This is a genomic window from Bradyrhizobium sp. DOA9, from assembly GCF_000617845.2.
Classification (GTDB): Bacteria; Pseudomonadota; Alphaproteobacteria; order Rhizobiales; family Xanthobacteraceae; genus Bradyrhizobium.
In genome coordinates, this window is record NZ_DF820425.1 from 6311315 (window position 1) to 6329267 (window position 17953).

The 17953-nt window shown below is 64.1% G+C and carries 15 protein-coding genes; 7 read left to right on the forward strand and 8 right to left on the reverse strand.

The window, feature by feature from the left end:
• Positions 1 to 78 precede the first annotated feature (78 nt).
• Positions 79 to 1905: a PHA/PHB synthase family protein gene (locus tag BDOA9_RS29730; RefSeq protein WP_025037591.1), complete on the reverse strand. Its 1827-nt coding sequence runs from the start codon at positions 1903 to 1905 to the stop codon at positions 79 to 81.
• 205 nt (positions 1906 to 2110) lie between these two features.
• Between BDOA9_RS29730 and BDOA9_RS29735 the strand changes: the two genes are divergently transcribed.
• Positions 2111 to 2839, forward strand: a complete 729-nt coding sequence (locus tag BDOA9_RS29735) for a CBS domain-containing protein (protein WP_025037592.1) — start codon at positions 2111 to 2113, stop codon at positions 2837 to 2839.
• Positions 2840 to 2865: 26 nt separating this feature from the next.
• On the opposite strand, the gene BDOA9_RS29740 is transcribed toward BDOA9_RS29735, so the two are convergent.
• The 3 genes from BDOA9_RS29740 to BDOA9_RS29750 all read right to left on the reverse strand — a co-directional run bounded on the left by BDOA9_RS29740 (position 2866) and on the right by BDOA9_RS29750 (position 5704).
• A complete protein-coding gene (locus BDOA9_RS29740) occupies positions 2866 to 3324 on the reverse strand; it encodes a RidA family protein (protein ID WP_025037593.1) in 459 nt (152 codons plus the stop codon).
• Between the two features lie 21 nt (positions 3325 to 3345).
• A complete protein-coding gene (locus BDOA9_RS29745; RefSeq protein WP_025037594.1) occupies positions 3346 to 5037 on the reverse strand; it encodes a benzoate-CoA ligase family protein in 1692 nt (563 codons plus the stop codon).
• A 148-nt stretch (positions 5038 to 5185) separates the two neighbouring features.
• Entirely contained in the window at positions 5186 to 5704 is a 519-nt protein-coding gene (locus BDOA9_RS29750; RefSeq protein WP_025037595.1) for a MarR family winged helix-turn-helix transcriptional regulator, read from the reverse strand.
• Between the two features lie 251 nt (positions 5705 to 5955).
• Between BDOA9_RS29750 and BDOA9_RS29755 the strand changes: the two genes are divergently transcribed.
• Both BDOA9_RS29755 and BDOA9_RS29760 read left to right on the forward strand, forming a co-directional pair.
• Positions 5956 to 7131, forward strand: a complete 1176-nt coding sequence (locus tag BDOA9_RS29755; protein WP_025037596.1) for an ABC transporter substrate-binding protein — start codon at positions 5956 to 5958, stop codon at positions 7129 to 7131.
• A gap of 29 nt (positions 7132 to 7160) precedes the next feature.
• Positions 7161 to 7616 carry a cupin domain-containing protein gene (locus BDOA9_RS29760; protein WP_025037597.1) on the forward strand — a complete coding sequence of 152 codons (456 nt, stop codon included), beginning with the start codon at positions 7161 to 7163 and terminating at the stop codon, positions 7614 to 7616.
• Between the two features lie 9 nt (positions 7617 to 7625).
• On the opposite strand, the gene BDOA9_RS29765 is transcribed toward BDOA9_RS29760, so the two are convergent.
• The 4 genes from BDOA9_RS29765 to BDOA9_RS29780 form a co-directional block, all read right to left on the reverse strand.
• Positions 7626 to 8876 (reverse strand): flavin-dependent oxidoreductase, encoded by a 1251-nt coding sequence (locus BDOA9_RS29765; protein WP_025037598.1) that lies wholly within the window; start codon positions 8874 to 8876, stop codon positions 7626 to 7628.
• Between the two features lie 51 nt (positions 8877 to 8927).
• Positions 8928 to 11279, reverse strand: coding sequence for a bifunctional salicylyl-CoA 5-hydroxylase/oxidoreductase (locus tag BDOA9_RS29770; protein WP_025037599.1), 2352 nt, complete (start codon positions 11277 to 11279; stop codon positions 8928 to 8930).
• A gap of 101 nt (positions 11280 to 11380) precedes the next feature.
• The gene (locus BDOA9_RS29775; protein ID WP_025037600.1) at positions 11381 to 12217 is read right to left on the reverse strand and encodes an enoyl-CoA hydratase family protein; all 837 of its coding nucleotides are present in this window, start codon (positions 12215 to 12217) and stop codon (positions 11381 to 11383) included.
• Positions 12218 to 12259: 42 nt separating this feature from the next.
• Entirely contained in the window at positions 12260 to 13021 is a 762-nt protein-coding gene (locus BDOA9_RS29780) for an SDR family NAD(P)-dependent oxidoreductase (protein ID WP_025037601.1), read from the reverse strand.
• A 208-nt stretch (positions 13022 to 13229) separates the two neighbouring features.
• Here BDOA9_RS29780 and BDOA9_RS29785 point away from each other — a divergent pair, with 208 nt between their 5' ends.
• From BDOA9_RS29785 to BDOA9_RS29800, 4 genes are read left to right on the forward strand one after another with little or no spacing between them, the layout of a single operon-like run.
• Positions 13230 to 14027, forward strand: coding sequence for an alpha/beta fold hydrolase (locus tag BDOA9_RS29785; RefSeq protein ID WP_042336806.1), 798 nt, complete (start codon positions 13230 to 13232; stop codon positions 14025 to 14027).
• A gap of 12 nt (positions 14028 to 14039) precedes the next feature.
• A complete protein-coding gene (locus BDOA9_RS29790; RefSeq protein WP_025037603.1) occupies positions 14040 to 15329 on the forward strand; it encodes an acyl-CoA dehydrogenase family protein in 1290 nt (429 codons plus the stop codon).
• Positions 15330 to 15331: 2 nt separating this feature from the next.
• Positions 15332 to 16867 carry a class I adenylate-forming enzyme family protein gene (locus tag BDOA9_RS29795; RefSeq protein ID WP_025037604.1) on the forward strand — a complete coding sequence of 512 codons (1536 nt, stop codon included), beginning with the start codon at positions 15332 to 15334 and terminating at the stop codon, positions 16865 to 16867.
• Positions 16864 to 17952, forward strand: coding sequence for an NAD/NADP-dependent octopine/nopaline dehydrogenase family protein (locus BDOA9_RS29800; RefSeq protein WP_025037605.1), 1089 nt, complete (start codon positions 16864 to 16866; stop codon positions 17950 to 17952). Before BDOA9_RS29795 ends, BDOA9_RS29800 begins: the two co-directional genes overlap by 4 nt.
• The last annotated feature ends 1 nt before the right edge of the window (position 17953 follow it).

The following is a 17953-nucleotide window of genomic DNA, read 5'->3' on the forward strand; positions in this document are numbered from 1 at the left end:
GAATCGTCATCGTGCTTTAGGCTGTTGTTTGAGCATGATCTTTTCCGAAAACCGCTTCACACTTTTCCCGATCATGCTCTAGGTGTGGACGTAGTCCCCTGGCGCATCGGGCAGGCCAAGGGCGCCAGCAAGCCCGATCTGCGGGGGATCGCAGAGCGCGCCGGAGCGCGCTGTCAGCCAATTGGTCCATTCCGGCCACCACGAACCCTCAACGCGCGGGGCCAGCTTCAACCATTCGTCAGCACCGACATAGGGCGCATCAGCAGCCTTGGTCAGCACCTGATAGAAGTGGCCCTCCTCCTGCGGAGGCGCCACGACGCCGGCATTGTGACCGCCGCTTGTCAACAGGAACGTCACGTCGGCATCGACCTGATAATGGATCTTGTAGACGGACCGCCAAGGCGCGACGTGATCGGCGAGCGTGCCGACGACGAACATCGGAGTGTGAATGTCGGATAGCGAGACGCTCCGGCATTCGACGCGATAGCGACCTTCCGCCAGATCGTCGTTCAGGAACAGCTGGCGCAGATACTCCGAGTGCATGCGATAGGGCAACCGCGTGGCGTCGGCATTCCAGGCCATCAGGTCGCTCGACGGCGAGCCGTCGCCCATCAGATAATCACGCGAGAGCCGCGACCAGATCAGCTCGTTGGAGCGCAGCAGCTGAAACGCGCCCGCCATCTGTGTCGTATCGAGGTAACCCCGCTGCCACATCATGTCTTCGAGGAAGGCAACCTGGCTCTCGTTGATGAACAGCGTCAATTCGCCGGCTTCGGTGAAATCGGTTTGCGCGGCGAGCAGCGTGACGGTGCCGAGACGGCTGTCGCCGTCGCGTGCCATGGCCGCCGCGGCGATAGAGAGCAACGTGCCGCCAAGGCAATAGCCGAGCGCATGGATCTTCCGGTCCGGCACGATCTGGCCGATCGTGTCCAGCGCGGCCATCACGCCCAGCTTGCGGTAGTCGTCGAAGGCAACATCCCGATCATTCGCATCCGGATTGCGCCAGGAGATCGCAAAGACTGTGAAGCCCTGAGCGGTCAGGTATTTGACCAGAGAATTCTGCGGCGACAGATCGAGGATGTAGTACTTCATGATCCAGGCCGGCACGATCAGAATCGGCTCCGGCCGCACCTGCGCAGTCGTCGGATGGTACTGGATCAGCTCGATCAGGCTGTTGCGATAGACGACCTTGCCGGGCGAGGCTGCCACCGTCCTGCCGACGACGAACTGATCCTCGGCCGCCGGCTTCGAGCCGGAGAGCAGGCGCATCAGGTCGCTGCACCAGTTTTGCCAGCCGAACACGAAATTCTCGCCGCCGCTCTGGAACGCTTTTTCCAGCACCTGCGGATTAGTGGCCGCGAAGTTCGAGGGCGCCAGCATGTCGAGCATCTGGCGCATCGAGAACTCGACGATGGCTTGATTTGCGTGGGAGGCGCCGCGTATGCCGGTCGTGGCATCGTGCCACCAACGTTCGGTGAGCAGAAACGCCTGCGCAAGCAGATTGAACGGCGCGGCTTCCCATTGCCGGTCCTTGAAGCGGCGATCCCGCTGCTGCGGCCGAATGACGGACCACGGCTCCTGAAATGTCGCGTGCGCGGCAGCTTCCAGGAATTGGCCGGAATCGCGGAGGATCTTGCGTGAGAGCTCCATCTGGTGCTGAGGCGCCGCCGCAAGATGCGCGCCCCAATCGAGCCAGGCGAGCGACAAGGCCATTGGCGAGATCCCGCCCGTGAACCGCGCCAGCGTGGCGTGAAACGCGCGATCGAGCGGATAGGATTCCACTGCTTGCGGGCAATTGCAGTCAGCCGGCGTTCCTGCGACCCTTTCGGCAGTCTCGGCGGCCGGCCTGGCGGCGGGAGCTTGCAGCGGCGCTTCGGCCCGTGGGAATATCTTCACGACGCTCATGGCTGATTGTTCCTGCGGGCTTCCATTCTATGCCTGCGGCAGGATATGGCGACGCTTCCGCCGCGCGTTGAGCTGCATCAAACCGCTGCGCGGACCACGATCGGTCGATCGGCGCAAGTTTTGGCCGCTTGACCTGGGTCAAATCGCACTCCGAGGGATTGACTAGGCTTTGCGCATTGAAGTTGACATGCCAGCGGAGTTGTCCATGCGCGCCCACCAGATCATGACCCGGTCGGTCATCTCGGTCACCCCCGACACCAGCATCGTCGAAGCGGCCAACATCATGCTGAAGCGACATGTCAGCGGCCTCACCGTGGTCGACAATACCGGCAAGCTGGTCGGCGTGGTGTCGGAGGGAGATTTCATCCGCCGCAGCGAAATCGGCACCGGGCGCAAGCGCGGGCGCTGGCTGCGATTCATCCTTGGTCCGGACAAATCCGCCAGCGACTTCGTCCACGAGCACGGCCGCAAGGTTTCGGAAGTGATGACCGACTCGCCCGTGACCATCACGGAGGATACCGCGCTCGCGGAGATCGTCGATCTCATGGAGCGGAACAACGTCAAGCGGCTGCCGGTCGTGCGCGGCGACAAGGTCGTCGGGATCGTGTCCCGCGCCAATCTGTTGCAGGCGGTTGCGGAGCTCGCCCGCAACGTGCCGGATCCGACCGCCGATGACGACCACATTCGCAGCCGCATCATCGAGACCATGGAGAGGAACGATTGGTGCCCGTTCGGGCTGAATGTCATCGTGCGCGACGGTATCGTTCATCTCAGCGGCGTCATCACCGAAGAGCGCGCACGGCAGGCCGCAATCGTCGTCGCGGAGAACGTCGAGGGCGTGAAGAAGGTGCACGACCATCTGTGCTGGGTCGACACCATATCCGGCGTCTATCTGAACTCGCCCGAAGACGACGAACTCGCCAAAGCGAGCTGATCAAGAGAGGCTGATCGCCGCAGGGTTCAGCTCGGAATGACGGCGGTCGCTTCGATCTCGACGCGCGCCGCCTTCTCGACGAGACGAACGACCTGAACCAGGGCCATCGCAGGATAGTGCGTTCCAAAGACGTCGCGGTAGATCTTGCCGAGCTCCTTCAGATTGGCCAGGTACTCGTCCATATCGACGACGTACCAGGTCAGCCGCACGAGGTGCTCTGGCCGGGCCCCGGCCTCGGCCAGGATCGCGGCGATGTTGCCGAGGGTCTGTCGCACCTGCGCGACGAAGCCGTCCGCGAGACGCTCCTCTGCGTCCCAGCCGATCACCCCGCCGGTGACGACAATGCGTCCCTCGGCAGCGATGCCGTTGGCATAGCCCTTCGGCAGCGGCCAGCCCGACGGCTGCAGGATCTGCGCCTTGATGCGCGTTCCATCCTCGGCTGCGGTCGGCAGCACCGCAAGCTGCGGGCCTTTCGGCGTCGTCACTGACAATTTTCTATCCTTCTCTCATTCCGCGGCGACGCCTGAGGACGTCACTGCGGCCTGCGCCAGCTGGCGCAGGGCAAAGCGCTTCAGCTTGCCGGTCTCGGTCTTCGGCAATTGCGCGACGAACTCGATCGCGCGCGGATATTTGTACGGCGCGATCTCGCGTTTGACATGCTCCTGCAACTCGGCCACCAGCTGAGCGTCAGGCGTCACGCCGGGCGCGGCAATGACATAGGCCTTGACGATCATGCCGCGCGCCTCGTCGGGCGCACCGACCACACCGCATTCGGCGACCGCCGGATGCGTGAGCAGCGCCGCTTCGACATCGGTCCCCGCGATGTTGTATCCGGCCGACACGATCATGTCGTCCGAGCGCGACTGGTACCAGAAATAGCCATCGCTATCCATCAAATAGGTGTCGCCGGTGATGTTCCAGCCGTTCTGGACGTATTTCCGCTGCCGCTCGTCGGCCAGATAGCGGCAGCCAGTCGGCCCGCGCACGGCGAGACGTCCCATCGTTCCGGACGGCACGTCGCGGCCCTCATCATCGACGATCTTGGCTTCATAGCCCGGCACGGGCTTGCCGGTGGCGCCGGGGCGGATCTCGTCCTCGGTCGCGCTGATGAAGATGTGCAGCATCTCGGTCGAACCAATGCCGTCCATCAGCTTGATTCCGGTCGCCTTGAGCCAGGCATCGAATGTGGGCTTGGGAAGGGTCTCGCCCGCGGAGACGCATTTGCGGAGGGAAGAAATGTCGCGGCCTGCGAGCTTGCCGAGCATGGCGCGGTATGCGGTCGGCGCCGTGAAGCACACCGTGATCCTGTACTGCTCGATCGCATTCAGAATGTCGTCCGGCGTCGTCTTCTCCAGCACGACGAAGGAGGCGCCGATATGCATCGGAAACAGCACGCCGCCGAAGCCGAAGGTGAAGGCGAGCGGGGCCGAGCCGATGAAGCGATCCTTTTGCTCGGCGCGCAGAATGTTTCGCGCATAGCCGTCACAGACCGCGAGCATGTCGCGGTGGAAATGCATGGTGCCCTTGGGATCGCCGGTCGTGCCCGAGGTGAAGGCGATCAGGCAGATATCGTCGGCGGCGGTATCGACGGCCTCGAACTCCGGGCTGGCATCGGCGATCAGCGCTTCGAGCGAATCCGGAGCGCCATTGCCCCAATAGACCACGTGTTTGAGGCCGGGCGCCGCAGCTTTCGCCTTCTCCATCTCGTCGGCGAGCTTTCCGTCGCACAGTGCCAGCGTGATCTCCGCCTTCTGGATCGGATAGGACAGCTCCTTGGCGCGCAGCAACGGCATCGTCGCGACGCAAATCCCGCCGGCCTTGATCACCGCGAGATAGGTTGCAACCATCATCGGGTTGTTGGCCGAGCGCAGCAGCACGCGCCCGCCGGTGACGAGGCCGAGCTTGCCAACCAGTACATTGGCGATGCGGTTCACCAGCACCTGCAGCTCGCGATAGGTGTAGCTCACGGCTGGGCTGATGACGCACGGGGCATCGCCCTGGCCCTGCTCGACCCAGCGATCGAGGAAATAACCGACGCAGTTCAGTCGCGATGGATAGTGCAGCTCCGGCCGCGTGAAGATGAATTCAGGCCAGAGCTCGCGCGGCGGCAGATGTTGCCGCGCGAACGTATCGACATGGGCCGTCGCGGCACTGCCGTCAGATGAACCCGTCTCTTGAATCTTGGCGGCGTTGGCCATCGCACGCTCCTTTCAGCATGGATTGCACCCGGCAGCACGATCTGGAAATCATTTTAGGCTTAAAACAATTCGGCGCAATAGGGGATTTTGGGCATCCCGTGCTTTTTCATGCGGCAAAGGGACGGGCGACTTGTCGCGCCCCGCGCGGCTATGGCCGGCGGCGGGCGGCCGATTTCTGCGCAGACGCCTTGGTCTTGGCGAGGAGGCGCATCAATTCCCGCACGTCCTTCGGCGAAAGGTCGGCGAAAAGATCTGCGATCCAGGTCTCATGCTCGGCGGCCATCCTGCGGAACTCGGCACGCCCGAGCTTGGTTAGCCGGATCACCTGGACGCGGCGGTCGGTCTCCGAGGTCCGCCGGTCGAGATGGCCCGATTCCACCAGGCGCTCCACGAGCCCGGTCACATTGCCGTTCGACACCATCATGCGCTTGGAGACATCGGACAAGGTCATGCCGTCAGGCGCCTTGTCGAGCTGCGCCATCAGGTCGAAGCGCGGCAACGTGACGTCGAACCGCTGCCGCAGCCGGCCGCGCACCTCGCCCTCGATCAGCGTGGTGCAGGTCAAGAGTCGCAGCCACAGCCGAAGCTCTTCGGCATGGTCCTCGGGTGTTTCGACGGCCTTGGTCTCGGAATCGAGCATGTTGATGCAGTCACTCACGGCCGGCATTGGCGCCGGCGCGCATTCCCCAACATTTTGAGCTTCAAATAAATCCGCGCCGGCTGCAAGTCCAAAGCTGCAACAATCGACCGCACGCCGATTTCTTTAGGCTTCAAATAATTGGCGCGCCGCTTGCATGCACCTCTGCTCGCAGGATGCGACGCCTCGCGCTCGGCTTGCCGCGGCGGCCGTCATCGGCATAAGCTTTGGATTGGAGTACGTGGCTTGCGGCGCAAGCCAATCGTCACGAGGGACAGATCATGAAGACGCAAATGACTTTGGCCGCAGCCACGATGCTGCTCGGTACCGTGGTGACCCCTGCCCTCGCCCAGGAGAAAATCAAGCTCGGTGTGATCGTGACCCTGTCGGGACCCGCCGCGGCGCTGGGCCAGCAGGTACGCGACGGCTTTGCGCTCGCGGTGAAGGATCTCGGCAGCAAGATGGGCGGCCGCGACGTCGAGGTCGTCGTCGTCGACGACGAGCTGAAGCCGGATGCAGCGGTGACCAAGGTGAAGGGCCTTCTGGAGCGTGAGAAGGTCGACTTCGTGGTCGGGCCGATCTTCTCCAACATCCTCCAGGCCATCCACCGGCCCATCACGGAATCGAAGACCTTCCTGATCAGCCCCAATGCCGGCCCGTCGACCTTTGCCGGCAAGGACTGCAACCCGTTCTTCTATGTGACGTCCTATCAGAACGACCAAGTGCACGAGATCCTGGGCAAGGTCGCGCAGGATCGCGGCTACAAGCGCATGTACCTGATGGTGCCGAACTATCAGGCCGGCAAGGATTCGGTGGCGGGCTTCAAGCTCGACTACAAGGGCGAGATCGTCGAGGAATCCTACATGCCGCTGAACACGCTGGACTTCCAGCCGGAGCTCTCCAAGATTTCCTCGCAGAAGCCCGATGCGCTTTTCACGTTCATGCCGGGCGGCCTCGGCGTCAATCTCGTCAAGCAGTACCGGCAGGCCGGGCTCGCCGACAGCATTCCGGTGCTCTCGGCCTTCACCGTGGATGAATCGACCCTGCCGGCGCAGCAGGATGCGGCGGTCGGCATGTTCGGCGGCGCGAACTGGGCGCCCAACCTCGACAATCCCCAGAACAAGAAGTTCGTCGCGTCCTATGAGGCCGCCTACAACGTCGTGCCGGGCACCTACGCCTTCCAGGCCTATGACGCCGCGATGCTGATCGACAGCGCGGTCAAGGCGGTGAAGGGCGACCTGACGAACAAGGATGCCGTTCGCGCAGCGCTCAAGAAAGCCGACTTCACCTCGCTGCGCGGCGCCTTCAAGTTCAACACCAACGGTTATCCGATTCAGGATTTCTACTTGACCAAGGTCGCCAAGCGTCCGGACGGCAAGTTCCAGACCGAGATCGTCCAAAAGGTGTTCGAGAACTACGGCGACCGCTATGCCAAGGACTGCAAGGCGGCGAACTAAGCTGCGTATCGCGTGACGGGAGGACTGCAATGAAGAGCGAAATCACCGGCATCACCCGGGCCAATGAGGGCATCCAGGGCATTTCCTGGAACATCCTCGGCCAGACTTATGTGCCGAAGAGCTACGCCGAGCACAGCTTCTCCTGGCACGCGACACTGCCTCCGGGCACGTTCGTGCCGCCGCATATTCACCCCGACCAGGATGAGTATCTCTACATGCTGGAGGGCAAGCTCGACTTCATGCTCGGCAATTCCGAGTCGCAGGCAAGCGCAGGCGATCTGATACGCCTCGGCATGGGCGTGCCGCACGGCATCTTCAACAAGTCGGAGCAGACCGCCAAGGTGCTGTTCTGGGTGTCGCCCAGCCGCAAGCTGTTCGATCTGTTCTGGGGCCTTCACAACATGAAGGAGCAGAAACCCGAGGATGTCGTGGCCATGGCCGCCGAGTTCAACATCCACTTCCTGCCGCCGCCGCCCGGCGGCTAGCAGCAAGCGTCAGGCGCGCACCGCCGCGAGTCCCGGCACCGCGGCGAAGCCCGCCTTGGTGGCATAGCCGCGCACGATGGCCTCGCGCTGGGAATAGCTCAGGACGTTGTCGACATTGTCGAAACCGTCGGGTGCGAGCTGCTCGACGGCGTCGATGACGCCCTCGGGCCCGCCGCGCCGGTTGGAGCGGACGATCTCGGCCGTCATCGGCAGACGCTTCTTCTCGTACTCGAGCAAGGCCTGACGCGGGTGCTCGGCGCGCACGAGCGCATCCGCAAGGCAGCGTGCGTCGAGAATGGCCTGCGAGGCGCCGTTCGACCCCACCGGATACATCGGATGCGCGGCGTCGCCGAGCAGCGTGACCCTGCCCGAAGACCAATAGGGCAAGGGATCGCGATCGCAGGTCGGATATTCGTAGAATTCGGGCGTTGCCGAGATCAGGCTCTTCACGTCGATATAGGGCACGGAGAAGCGCGCCACGTGCGGCATCAGCTCGTCGCGGCGGCCCGGCCGCGACCAGTCTTCCTTCCGCGGCGGCGGCGCATTGCCCTCGCCCACCTTCACCAGCACCGCCCAATTGGTCAGGCGGCTCGCCGGGCTCGATCCTTCCGCGATGGGATAGATCACCACCTTGGCATTGAGGCCGCCGGCCACGATCATCGACTTTCCGGTGAGGAACAGCGGCCAGTCGCGCGCACCGCGCCACAGCATGAGGCCGTTCCAGCACGGCGGCCCTTCGTTCGGGAACAGCGTCTCGCGGACGCGCGAGTGAATGCCGTCGGCGCCGATCAGGATATCGCCGCGCGCAGTGTGGACATGGGCGCCGGAGCGATCGAAGAAGTAGGCGGTGACGCCGCCCTCGTCCTGCGTGAACGCGCCGAGCCGGCAGCCGGTGTGAATTGCGTCCGGCCCGAGCCGTTCCACGACGGCGCGATGGATGACGCCCTGAAGGCGACCGCGATGGATCGAGAATTGCGGCACGTCGTGGCCGGCGTCGATGCCACGGGCTTCGCGCCAGACCTCCTGGCCATGGCGGTTGAGATAGTAGAGCTGGTCGGTGCGGACAGCGACGTCGTCGAGCCGCTGAAGCAGGCCGAGGCCGGCCAGCTCCCGCATCGCGTGCGGCAGCGTGTTGATGCCGACGCCGAGCTCGCGAATGGTGTCGGCCTGCTCGAAGATCTCGCAATCCAGGCCGCGCGAGCGGAACATCAAAGCCGTCGTGAGACCACCGATACCGCCACCGACGATAATCGCCTTCATCGCCCTAACTCCACTCGAAACACAGGCAATGGGTTAACGTCGCACGGGCGGTCACTCCGCCGCAAGCGGCTTTGTCGCCTCCGCCTTGAGCTCGGCCCGGGTCTTGGGCTTAGCCTTAATTCGCAGCTCCTCGAGATCCTGCCGGTCGCGCACGCTGTTGCGGAAAATCTGATCTTTTCCGGGCAGATATTGCGGGGGGCAGAAGGCGTCGTTTGCCCCGTACCAGGCCGCCGCCTTCATGGTGAAGAAGGGGTCGACCAGGTGGGGGCGGCCGAGGGCGACGAGGTCCGCCCGGCCGGCGGCCAGAATGGTGTTGGCCTGGTCCGCCGTGGTGATGTTGCCGACGCACATCGTGGCGACGCGCGCCTCGTTGCGGACCTGGTCGGAGAAGGGCGTCTGGAACATGCGTCCGTAGACCGGCTGCGAATCGCGCACGGTCTGGCCGGTCGAGACGTCGACGAGATCGACACCCGCCTCGGCAAAGGCGCGTGCGATGGCGACGGCATCATCGCCGGTGATGCCTCCGTCCGCCCAATCGGTCGCGGAGATACGCACCGACATCGGCTTGTGCGACGGCCACACCGCGCGCAGCGCCTCGAAAATCTCCAGCGGGAACCGCAGGCGGTTGGCGAGCGAGCCGCCATATTCGTCGGTGCGGGTATTGGTCAGCGGCGAGATGAAGCTCGCGAGCAGATAGCCGTGGGCGCAGTGCAGTTCGAGCATGTCGAAGCCGCAGCGCTCGCCGCGCCCGGCCGCCGCGACGAAAGCGTTCCTCACCGCATTCATGCCGGCGCGGTCGAGCTCGCGCGGCACCTGGCTGTCGGGGAAATAGGGCAGCGGCGATGCCGAAACAATATCCCAGGCGCCCTGCTCCAGGGGACGGTCCATGCCGTCCCACATCAATTTCGTGGCGCCCTTGCGACCGGCGTGCCCCAGTTGCAGGCAGATCTTTGCGGCCGAGTTGCCGTGGACGAAATCCACGATGCGGCGCCAGGCGGCCCCCTGCTCATCGTTCCATAGGCCAGCGCAGCCGGGCGTGATCCGGGCCTCGCGGCTGACGCAAGTCATCTCGGTGAAGATCAGGCCGGCGCCGCCGATCGCGCGCGAGCCGTAATGCACGAGGTGGAAATCAGTCGGCACGCCTTCCTTCGCCGAATACATGCACATCGGCGACATCACCGCGCGATTGGCGAGCTGCATCTCACGCAGGCGGAACGGCTGGAACAGCGGCACCATCGGCCGGTCGGTGTCGACGTCGAAGCCGCTGCTGCGCACCTGCCTCGCAAACGACTTGTCGACCTCGGCCACGAAATCCGGCGCACGGAGCTTGAGATTGTCATAGGTGATCGCCTTCGAGCGCGTCATCACGCCGAAGGCGAACTGCACCGGATCGAAATCCCAGAAGCGGTCGACATGCTCGAACCAGACCAGCGAAACGTCGGCGGCATGCTGCGTCTTCTCGACCTCCTCGCGGCGGCCGTGCTCATAGACCTCCAGCGCCGCCTTGATGCTGGGCGCCTTCTCCATGGCTTCGGCCAGCGCGATGGCGTCTTCCATCGCGAGCTTGGTGCCTGAGCCGATGGAGAAATGCGCGCTCGCCTTGGCGTCGCCGAGCAGCACCATGTTGTCCTTGACCCAGCGCTTGCTGCGGATCATCGGGAAGTTGCGCCACATCGAGCGGTTGATGAGCAGCTTGTGCCCATCGAGGAACCAGCCGAAAATGTCGGCCATGCGTGCGGCGGATTGCGTCTCGTCCAGTCCCGTCAGGCCGGCCCGCTCGAACGTCTCGGGATCAGTCTCGAAGATCCAGGTCGAGTGCCCGGCTTCATACTGATAGGCGTGGGCAATGAACGGCCCCCATTCGGTCTCCTGGAAGATGAAAGTGAAGGCATCGAGCGGCTTGGTCGAGCCCATCCAGGCGAACTTGTTGGAGCGGAGGTCGACCTCGGGCTGAAAGTGATCGACGTATTTCTCGCGAAAGCGGCTGTTGATGCCGTCGGCGATCAGGACGAGATCGGCATCGGCAAACCGGGATTCATCCTCTATGTCCGCCTCGAAGTGCAGGACGACGCCAAGCTCGCGGGCCCGCTCCTGAAGGATCAGAAGCAGCTTGCGCCGCGAGCAGCCGCAGAAGCCGTTGCCGCCGACGCGGTGCACGGTGCCGCGGAAGTGCACGGCGATGTCATCCCAGTAAGCGAACTCCTGGGTGATGCGGCGATAGCTCGGAAGATCGTGCTTTTCGAAATTGTCGAGCGTCGCATCCGAGAACACCACGCCGAAGCCGAAGGTGTCGTCGGCCCGATTGCGCTCATAGACCGTGATGTCCGCGCCCGGACGCTGCTTCTTGAGCAGGATCGCAGCATAAAGACCCGCAGGTCCGCCACCGATGATCGCGACTTTCATGGGAGCCTCGCCACTTCACCCGGCCATGAAACTATTTTAAGCCTAAAATAATTTCCCGCAAGCCCCCCTCGCTGGATTGGCTGCAGATAATTGCGACCGGCTCAGTCGCCCCTGAAGACCGGCTTGACCTTGTTGGCGAAAGCCTCGAAGGCACGCTCGAAATCCGCGGTGGTCATGCACAGCGCCTGGGCAACGGCCTCCGCCTCGATCGCCTCCTCCACCGACATCGCCCATTCCATGGCCAGCATCCGCTTGGTCATGGTGTTGGCGAAGGTCGGACCTTCGGCGACCTGCCTGGCCAGGACCTGCGCCTGGGGCAGCACCTGCTCTGGCGTGACGATGCGGCTGAAGAAGCCCCAGCGCTCGCCCTCTTCCGCGGTCATGAACCGGCCGGTGTAGAGCAGCTCGGAAGCGCGGGACTGTCCGATGATCCGCGGCAGGATGGCGCAAGCGCCCATGTCGCAGCCGGCCAGCCCCACCTTGTTGAACAGGAATGCTACCTTGGCTCCGCTGGCCGCAAGGCGCATGTCCGATGCCATGGCGATGATCGCCCCGGCGCCGGCGCAGATGCCCTCGACCGCGGCCACGATCGGCTGCGGACACGCCCGCATCGCCTTGACGAGATCGCCGGTCATGCGGGTGAAGGCGGTCAAGCCCTTGGTGTCCATCTTCACCAGCGGGCCGATGATCTCGAACACGTCGCCGCCGGACGAGAAATTACCGCCGGCCCCCGTGACGACGATGGACTTGACCACGTCGTCGAAGGCGCAGGCGCGGAAGAAATCAGTCAGTTCCCGATAGCTCTCGAATGTCAGCGGATTCTTTCGTTCGGGGCGGTTGAGCGTGACCGTCGCAACGCCGTCGACGACGGCGAGCAGGAAATGCTGCGGCGAGTAATCCGCAAGCGGCACGGTGACGGGATTGGCTGGTCTGCTCATGGCATCTCCTTGGATCTTATGTTCCGGCCCTGCTTCGCCACGCTAGATTTCACCGCCGGCAACCGCGATCGCCTGCCCAGTGATCGCACTGGCGCCTTCGCCGCACAGCCAGAGCACCGCGTCGGCCACCTCCTGTGGCGTGATCAATCGTCCTTGCGGATTATGCTTTGCGAGCTCGGCGATCGCCTGCTCGCGGGTCCGGCCGGTCTTCTTCATGATGTTGTCGATGCTGCCGGCGATCAGATCGGTGTCGGTGAAGCCGGGGCACACTGCATTCACGGTGACGTTGCTTCCAGCCATCTCGAGAGCGAGCGAACGCACCAGGCCGATCACGGCGTGCTTGGCCGCTGCATACGCACTGACATAAGCGTAGCCCTTGAGCCCGGCGGTGGACGCCACCGCGACGATGCGGCCGCAAGGACGATCCTTCATGCCCGGCAGCACGGCCTGGATGGCATGCACGACGCCCATGAAATTGACGTCCATCATGCGGCCGAAGAGCGCGCTGTCTGATTTGGCGAACGGCGCCGACTCAGCGCTGCCCGCATTGGCAACCAGGATGTCGATCGGCTTGCGCGCACTTGCCGCGGCGATCGCGGCCTTCACAGATGCTTCGTTCGCGACATCAGCGACAGCTGCAAAGTGGGCAGCCCCTGCGTTGACCGCCTCGTCGAGAGCCGCCGCGTTCCGGCCAAGCACTGTTACGGTCGCGCCAGCGCCGACGAGAGAGGAAGCGATCGCGCGGCCGATGCCGCGCCCGCCACCGGTGACCAGCGCGTGCGGCGAATGCGGCAATCCGGACATGCGCTGGCTCCCTCGGATCTCGTGATCTGCTTCCGATATATTTTAACCTTCAAGTTTTTGCAACGAAAGCCGCGCTCGGGTACCAAATGCCGCCGCATGAGACGGCCCGAAAATTGCTTTAAGTATAAAATTATCGCTTCCCATCCCCGAAAGGCCTGTTAGCATCGAAGGCCCAGCAGAAGGATGTCGCGTGTCGCAGCCTGTGCCAATGATAACAAAGGACGGACGCTTCGCCTACGAAGCCGCGGGCGATCCGGGCGCGATACCGCTGATCTTCCTGCACGGAATCGGCGGCGCGGCGCGGGCCTGGCGGCGGCAGCTTGCCACATTCGGCGACCGCTTCCACGCGATCGCATGGGACATGCCCGGGTATGGCGGATCGGCGCCGCTTGCGAGCGTCAGTATCGCCGCCCTGGCGGAGGCGCTGCAGCAATTCATCGCGCAACTCGGCGTCAGCAGACCTGTTCTGGTCGGCCATTCCATCGGCGGCATGATCGTTCAGAAGTGGCTGGTTCAGTCCCCCAAACTGGCGCGCGCAGTCGTGCTGGCGCAGACCAGCCCTGCGTTCGGAAAGGCGGACGGCGACTGGCAGAAATCCTTCATTGCGGCAAGGCTCGGACCGCTTGATCGCGGGGAGACGATGAAGTCGCTAGCGCCTTCGCTGGTGCAGGAGCTTGTCGGCGACGATCCCGATCCGAACGGGATGGAGGTTGCCCGCGAATGCATGGGAAGGGTGCCAGAGGCGAGCTATCGCGCCATGATGCTGGCGCTAATCGGCTTCGATCAGCGCAGCACGCTCGGACAAATCTCCGTTCCCACACTGTTGCTGTCCGGCTCCAAGGACAATAACGCGCCTGCGCCGATGATGGCAAAGACGGCGACCTTTATTCCGGGAGCTGAATATGTCGAGCTCGCCGGCGTGGGCCATCTCGCCAATCTCGAACGCCCCGAGGCCTTCGACGAAGCTCTCGGCTGGTTCCTGAACTCTCTCGCGACCAAAGCCTGAGGTGACTGTGCGATGACTATGCAAAGCGGCAAGACGATTGGGATCACCAACGAGGTCGCGCTGGATGCGCCGATCTTCGATCCCACTGCATTCCGCTTGAGCAACGAGCAGGCCGGCATCATCACCCGCGCGAGAGAGATCGGCCAGACCGTGTTTGCTGGTCGCGCCGCCATTTACGATCGCGAGGCGACTTTCCCGACTGAAAATTACCGCGATCTGCATCGCGTCGGCCTGCTCGGTATCGCCGTGCCCAAGAAGCACGGCGGCCTCGGCGCCAATTACCAGACCTATGCCCTGGCGGCAGCCGAAATCGGCCGCTATTGCGGCGCCACAGCGCTGACCTGGAACATGCATGTCTGCTCGACCCTGTGGTCGGGTCCCCTCGCCGACGACCTCGACATGGATACCGAGACCCGTGCCGAGCATGAGCGGCGGCGTGCGGTCCATTACAAGCGCATCGTCGAGGATGGTGCGATCTATTCGCAACCCTTCTCCGAAGGCGGAGCTGCCGCTGCGGGCGGCGTTGCTTTCGGCACCGAGGCAAGGCCGGTCGCGGGCGGCTGGATCGTCAACGGCAAAAAGATCTTTGCCTCGCTCTCGGGCCACGCCGACTATTACGGCGTGCTTTGCACCGAGATCGAGCAAGGCGAGAAGGCTTCGCGCCGCAATACGCTTTACTTGGCGATATCAGCCGAATCAGAAGGCGTCTCGGTCGTCGGCGACTGGGATCCGCTGGGCATGCGCGGCACGGTTTCGCGGACCCTGCTGTTCAAGGACGTGTTCGTACCGGAAGATTCAGCGCTGATGCCGCGCGGCGTCTATTTCCAGGCCGCAATGCGCTGGCCGCACATGTTCCTGACGCTGTCGCCGACCTATATGGGCCTGGCGCAAGCCGCCTACGATTTCACCGTACGTTACTTGCGCGGCGAAGTCCCGGGCATGCCGCCGGTCAAGCGGCGGATGTACCCGACCAAGCAGATCGCGGTGGCGCAGATGCAGATCAAGCTGGAGCAGATCAAGGGGATCTGGTTCCAGGCCGTGACCGAGGCGCGCGCCAATCCGAGCAAGGAGCAGGTGCTGCGCGCCTACGCCGCGCAATATTCGGTGATGGAGGGCGCCAATGAGCTCGCCGCGCTCGCGATCCGCACCTGCGGCGGTCAGGCCATGCTTCGCTCGCTGCCGCTGGAGCGTATCTATCGGGACAGCCGCTGCGGCTCGCTGATGCTGCCCTGGACCGCCGAACTCTGCCTCGACCGGATCGGGCGCGAAGCGCTGTACGAGGCCGGTGAAACGGACGACTGACCGTGGACCTCTGTAGCCTGATCGACCGCAACGCGGCGTTCGCGCCAGACAAGACGGCCATTGCCTTCGAAGGGGCGCGGCTGAGTTACGCTTCATTCGCCGCGCGCATCGAGCAAACGGCCACGGCCTTGAAACAGGCGCTCGGCGTCGGCCGTGGCGACCGCGTTGCGATTCTAAGCCTGAATCGGCCTGATTATCTGGTTCTGCTCTACGCATGCGCCCGGCTCGGCGCGATCCTGGTGCCGCTGAACTGGCGATTGGCTGTCGCCGAGCAGCTCTTCATCCTGGGAGATGCCGGCGCCAAGGTCCTGGTGCTCGAACAGGCGTTTTCCGGAGTGCTTGCCGAGCTGGGGCAGGCGGCAGTGGGGACGTGGGTCGTCGGCCTCGACTTCGCGCCACCTCGCGGCACATCGTTCGAAGATTTGCTGGCCCGCGGCGACGGCTCGAGCCGAAATCCGCATACCAACCTCAGCTGCCCGCTGCTCATCGTCTACACGTCAGGCACGACGGGACGGCCAAAGGGCGCGGTGCTGCGTCAGGAGGCGCTGTTCTGGAACGGCGTCATGAGCCAGCACATGCACAACATGACATCCGAAGACCATGTGCTGACCGTGCTGCCGTTCTTCCACGTCGGAGGCCTCAACATCCAGACCACGCCGGCGCTGCAGCTGGGCGCTACGGTCACGGTGCATGCACGCTTCGCGCCGGACGCCGCGCTTGCGACCATCGAGGGCGAGCGGCCGACACTGACGGTGATGGTTCCTGCGATCCTCCAGGCGGTCAGTGAGCACCCGGCCTGGGCGACCGCCGATCTTTCGTCACTCAGGGCCGTCGCCACCGGCTCGACCATCGTGCCGCCGCATTTGATCGAGCGTTTCGTCGCGCGCGATGTCCCGGTGCTTCAGGTCTACGGCTCGACCGAAACCTGCCCGATCGCCGTCTATACGCGGCTTGGCGGCGATCTCTCGCGCGCGGGATCGACCGGTCTCGCCGGCCTGTGCTGCGAGGCAAAGGTGATCGACCAGGCCGGCAACGAAATGCCCGCGGGCACGCCGGGAGAGATCGCGGTGCGCGGTCCCAATGTGTTCTTCGAATATTGGGGCAATGAGGCCGCGACGCGCGAGGCGCTGCATGACGGCTGGTATCGCACCGGCGATATCGGCCTGTGCGATTCCGACGGCTATTTCTGGGTCCGCGACCGCAAGAAGAACATGATCATTTCGGGAGGAGAAAACATCTATCCGGCGGAGGTCGAGCGCGTCCTGCTCGAACATCCCGAGGTCAGCGAATGCGCCGTGATCGGCCGGCCGGACCCGCGCTGGGACGAGGTGCCGATCGCCTACGTCATTGCGAGACCCGGCTGCCGGCTCGAAGCGGACCAATTGAGGGCACATCTTCAGGCACAACTCGCACGCTACAAGGTGCCGCGCGACATCGTCTTCGTCACGGATTTGCCGCGCACGGCGCTGGGCAAGGTCCAGCATTTCCTGCTGAAGCAGCTTGATGCGCAATCGCGCGCGCAAGGAGAAGCATCTTGAAGATTGCAGTTCTGGGTGGGGGAAACGGCTCTTTCGCGGCCGCGGGCGATTTTGCGCTGTCGGGGCATGAGGTGCGGCTCTGGCGCCGCGACGCCGATCAGGTCGCGGCGCATCGCGCCGCCGGCTCGCGCATCCTGGTCAAGGATCACAACGGCGGTCACGACGTGAAGCTGGCGCTGGTCACGACCGACATTGAGGACGCCGTCGATGGCACGGAGCTGATCCTGTGCCCGGCTCCTGCCTTCGCGCAAGCAGAAATCGCTCGGCTGCTCGCGCCGCACCTGCGCAACGGTCAGGTCGTCTTTCTACCGCCGGCAACATTCGGCTCGATGATCTTCGCCCAGGCCGCGCGAGACGCCGGCAACCATGCCAAGACCAGCTTTGCCGAAACCGGCACGCTTCCGTGGCTGACCCGCAAGCACGGACCGTTCGAGGTCGCGATCACCATCCGCGCCAAGCGGCTCCCGGTCGGCGTATTCCCGCTCGATCAGGCGCCCCACGCGCTCGAAGTGATCGGACGCGCTTTTCCAGACGCGATCGAGGCGTGCGGAGACGCGCTGTCGGGCGCACTGATGAATGCGGGCCCGATCATTCATCCGCCGTTGATCGTGATGAACGCCGGCCCAATCGAACATTTCGAGCTCTGGGACATTCACAAGGAAGGTACGCAAGCCGCGATCCGCAGGGTCACCGACGCGCTCGACGCAGAACGCATCGCGGTGCGCGAAGCACTCGGCTACGGCGCGCCGCATTTCCCGCTGGCTCATCATTACGCGAAGGAAGGCGAGATCTGGATGTATGGCCGCGGCTCGCATGACCGTCTGACCGATTCCGGTGACTGGCGCGAGCGGATCGTGCTGACCGAGCACCGCTACATGCGTGAGGACCTACGGCTCGGGCTGTCGCTGCTGGTGTCCGTCGCGGGCTTGGCTGGCGTGGCCACGCCGCTCGCCAAAGCATTTCTCTCGATCGGCGGCGCGGTCTGCGGTGAGGATTTCGCGCGCGGTGGCCGGACGCTCCAGACGCTGGGGCTCAGCGATCTCGGCAAGACGGAATTACAGACGCTGCTCCGCAATGGATTCTGAT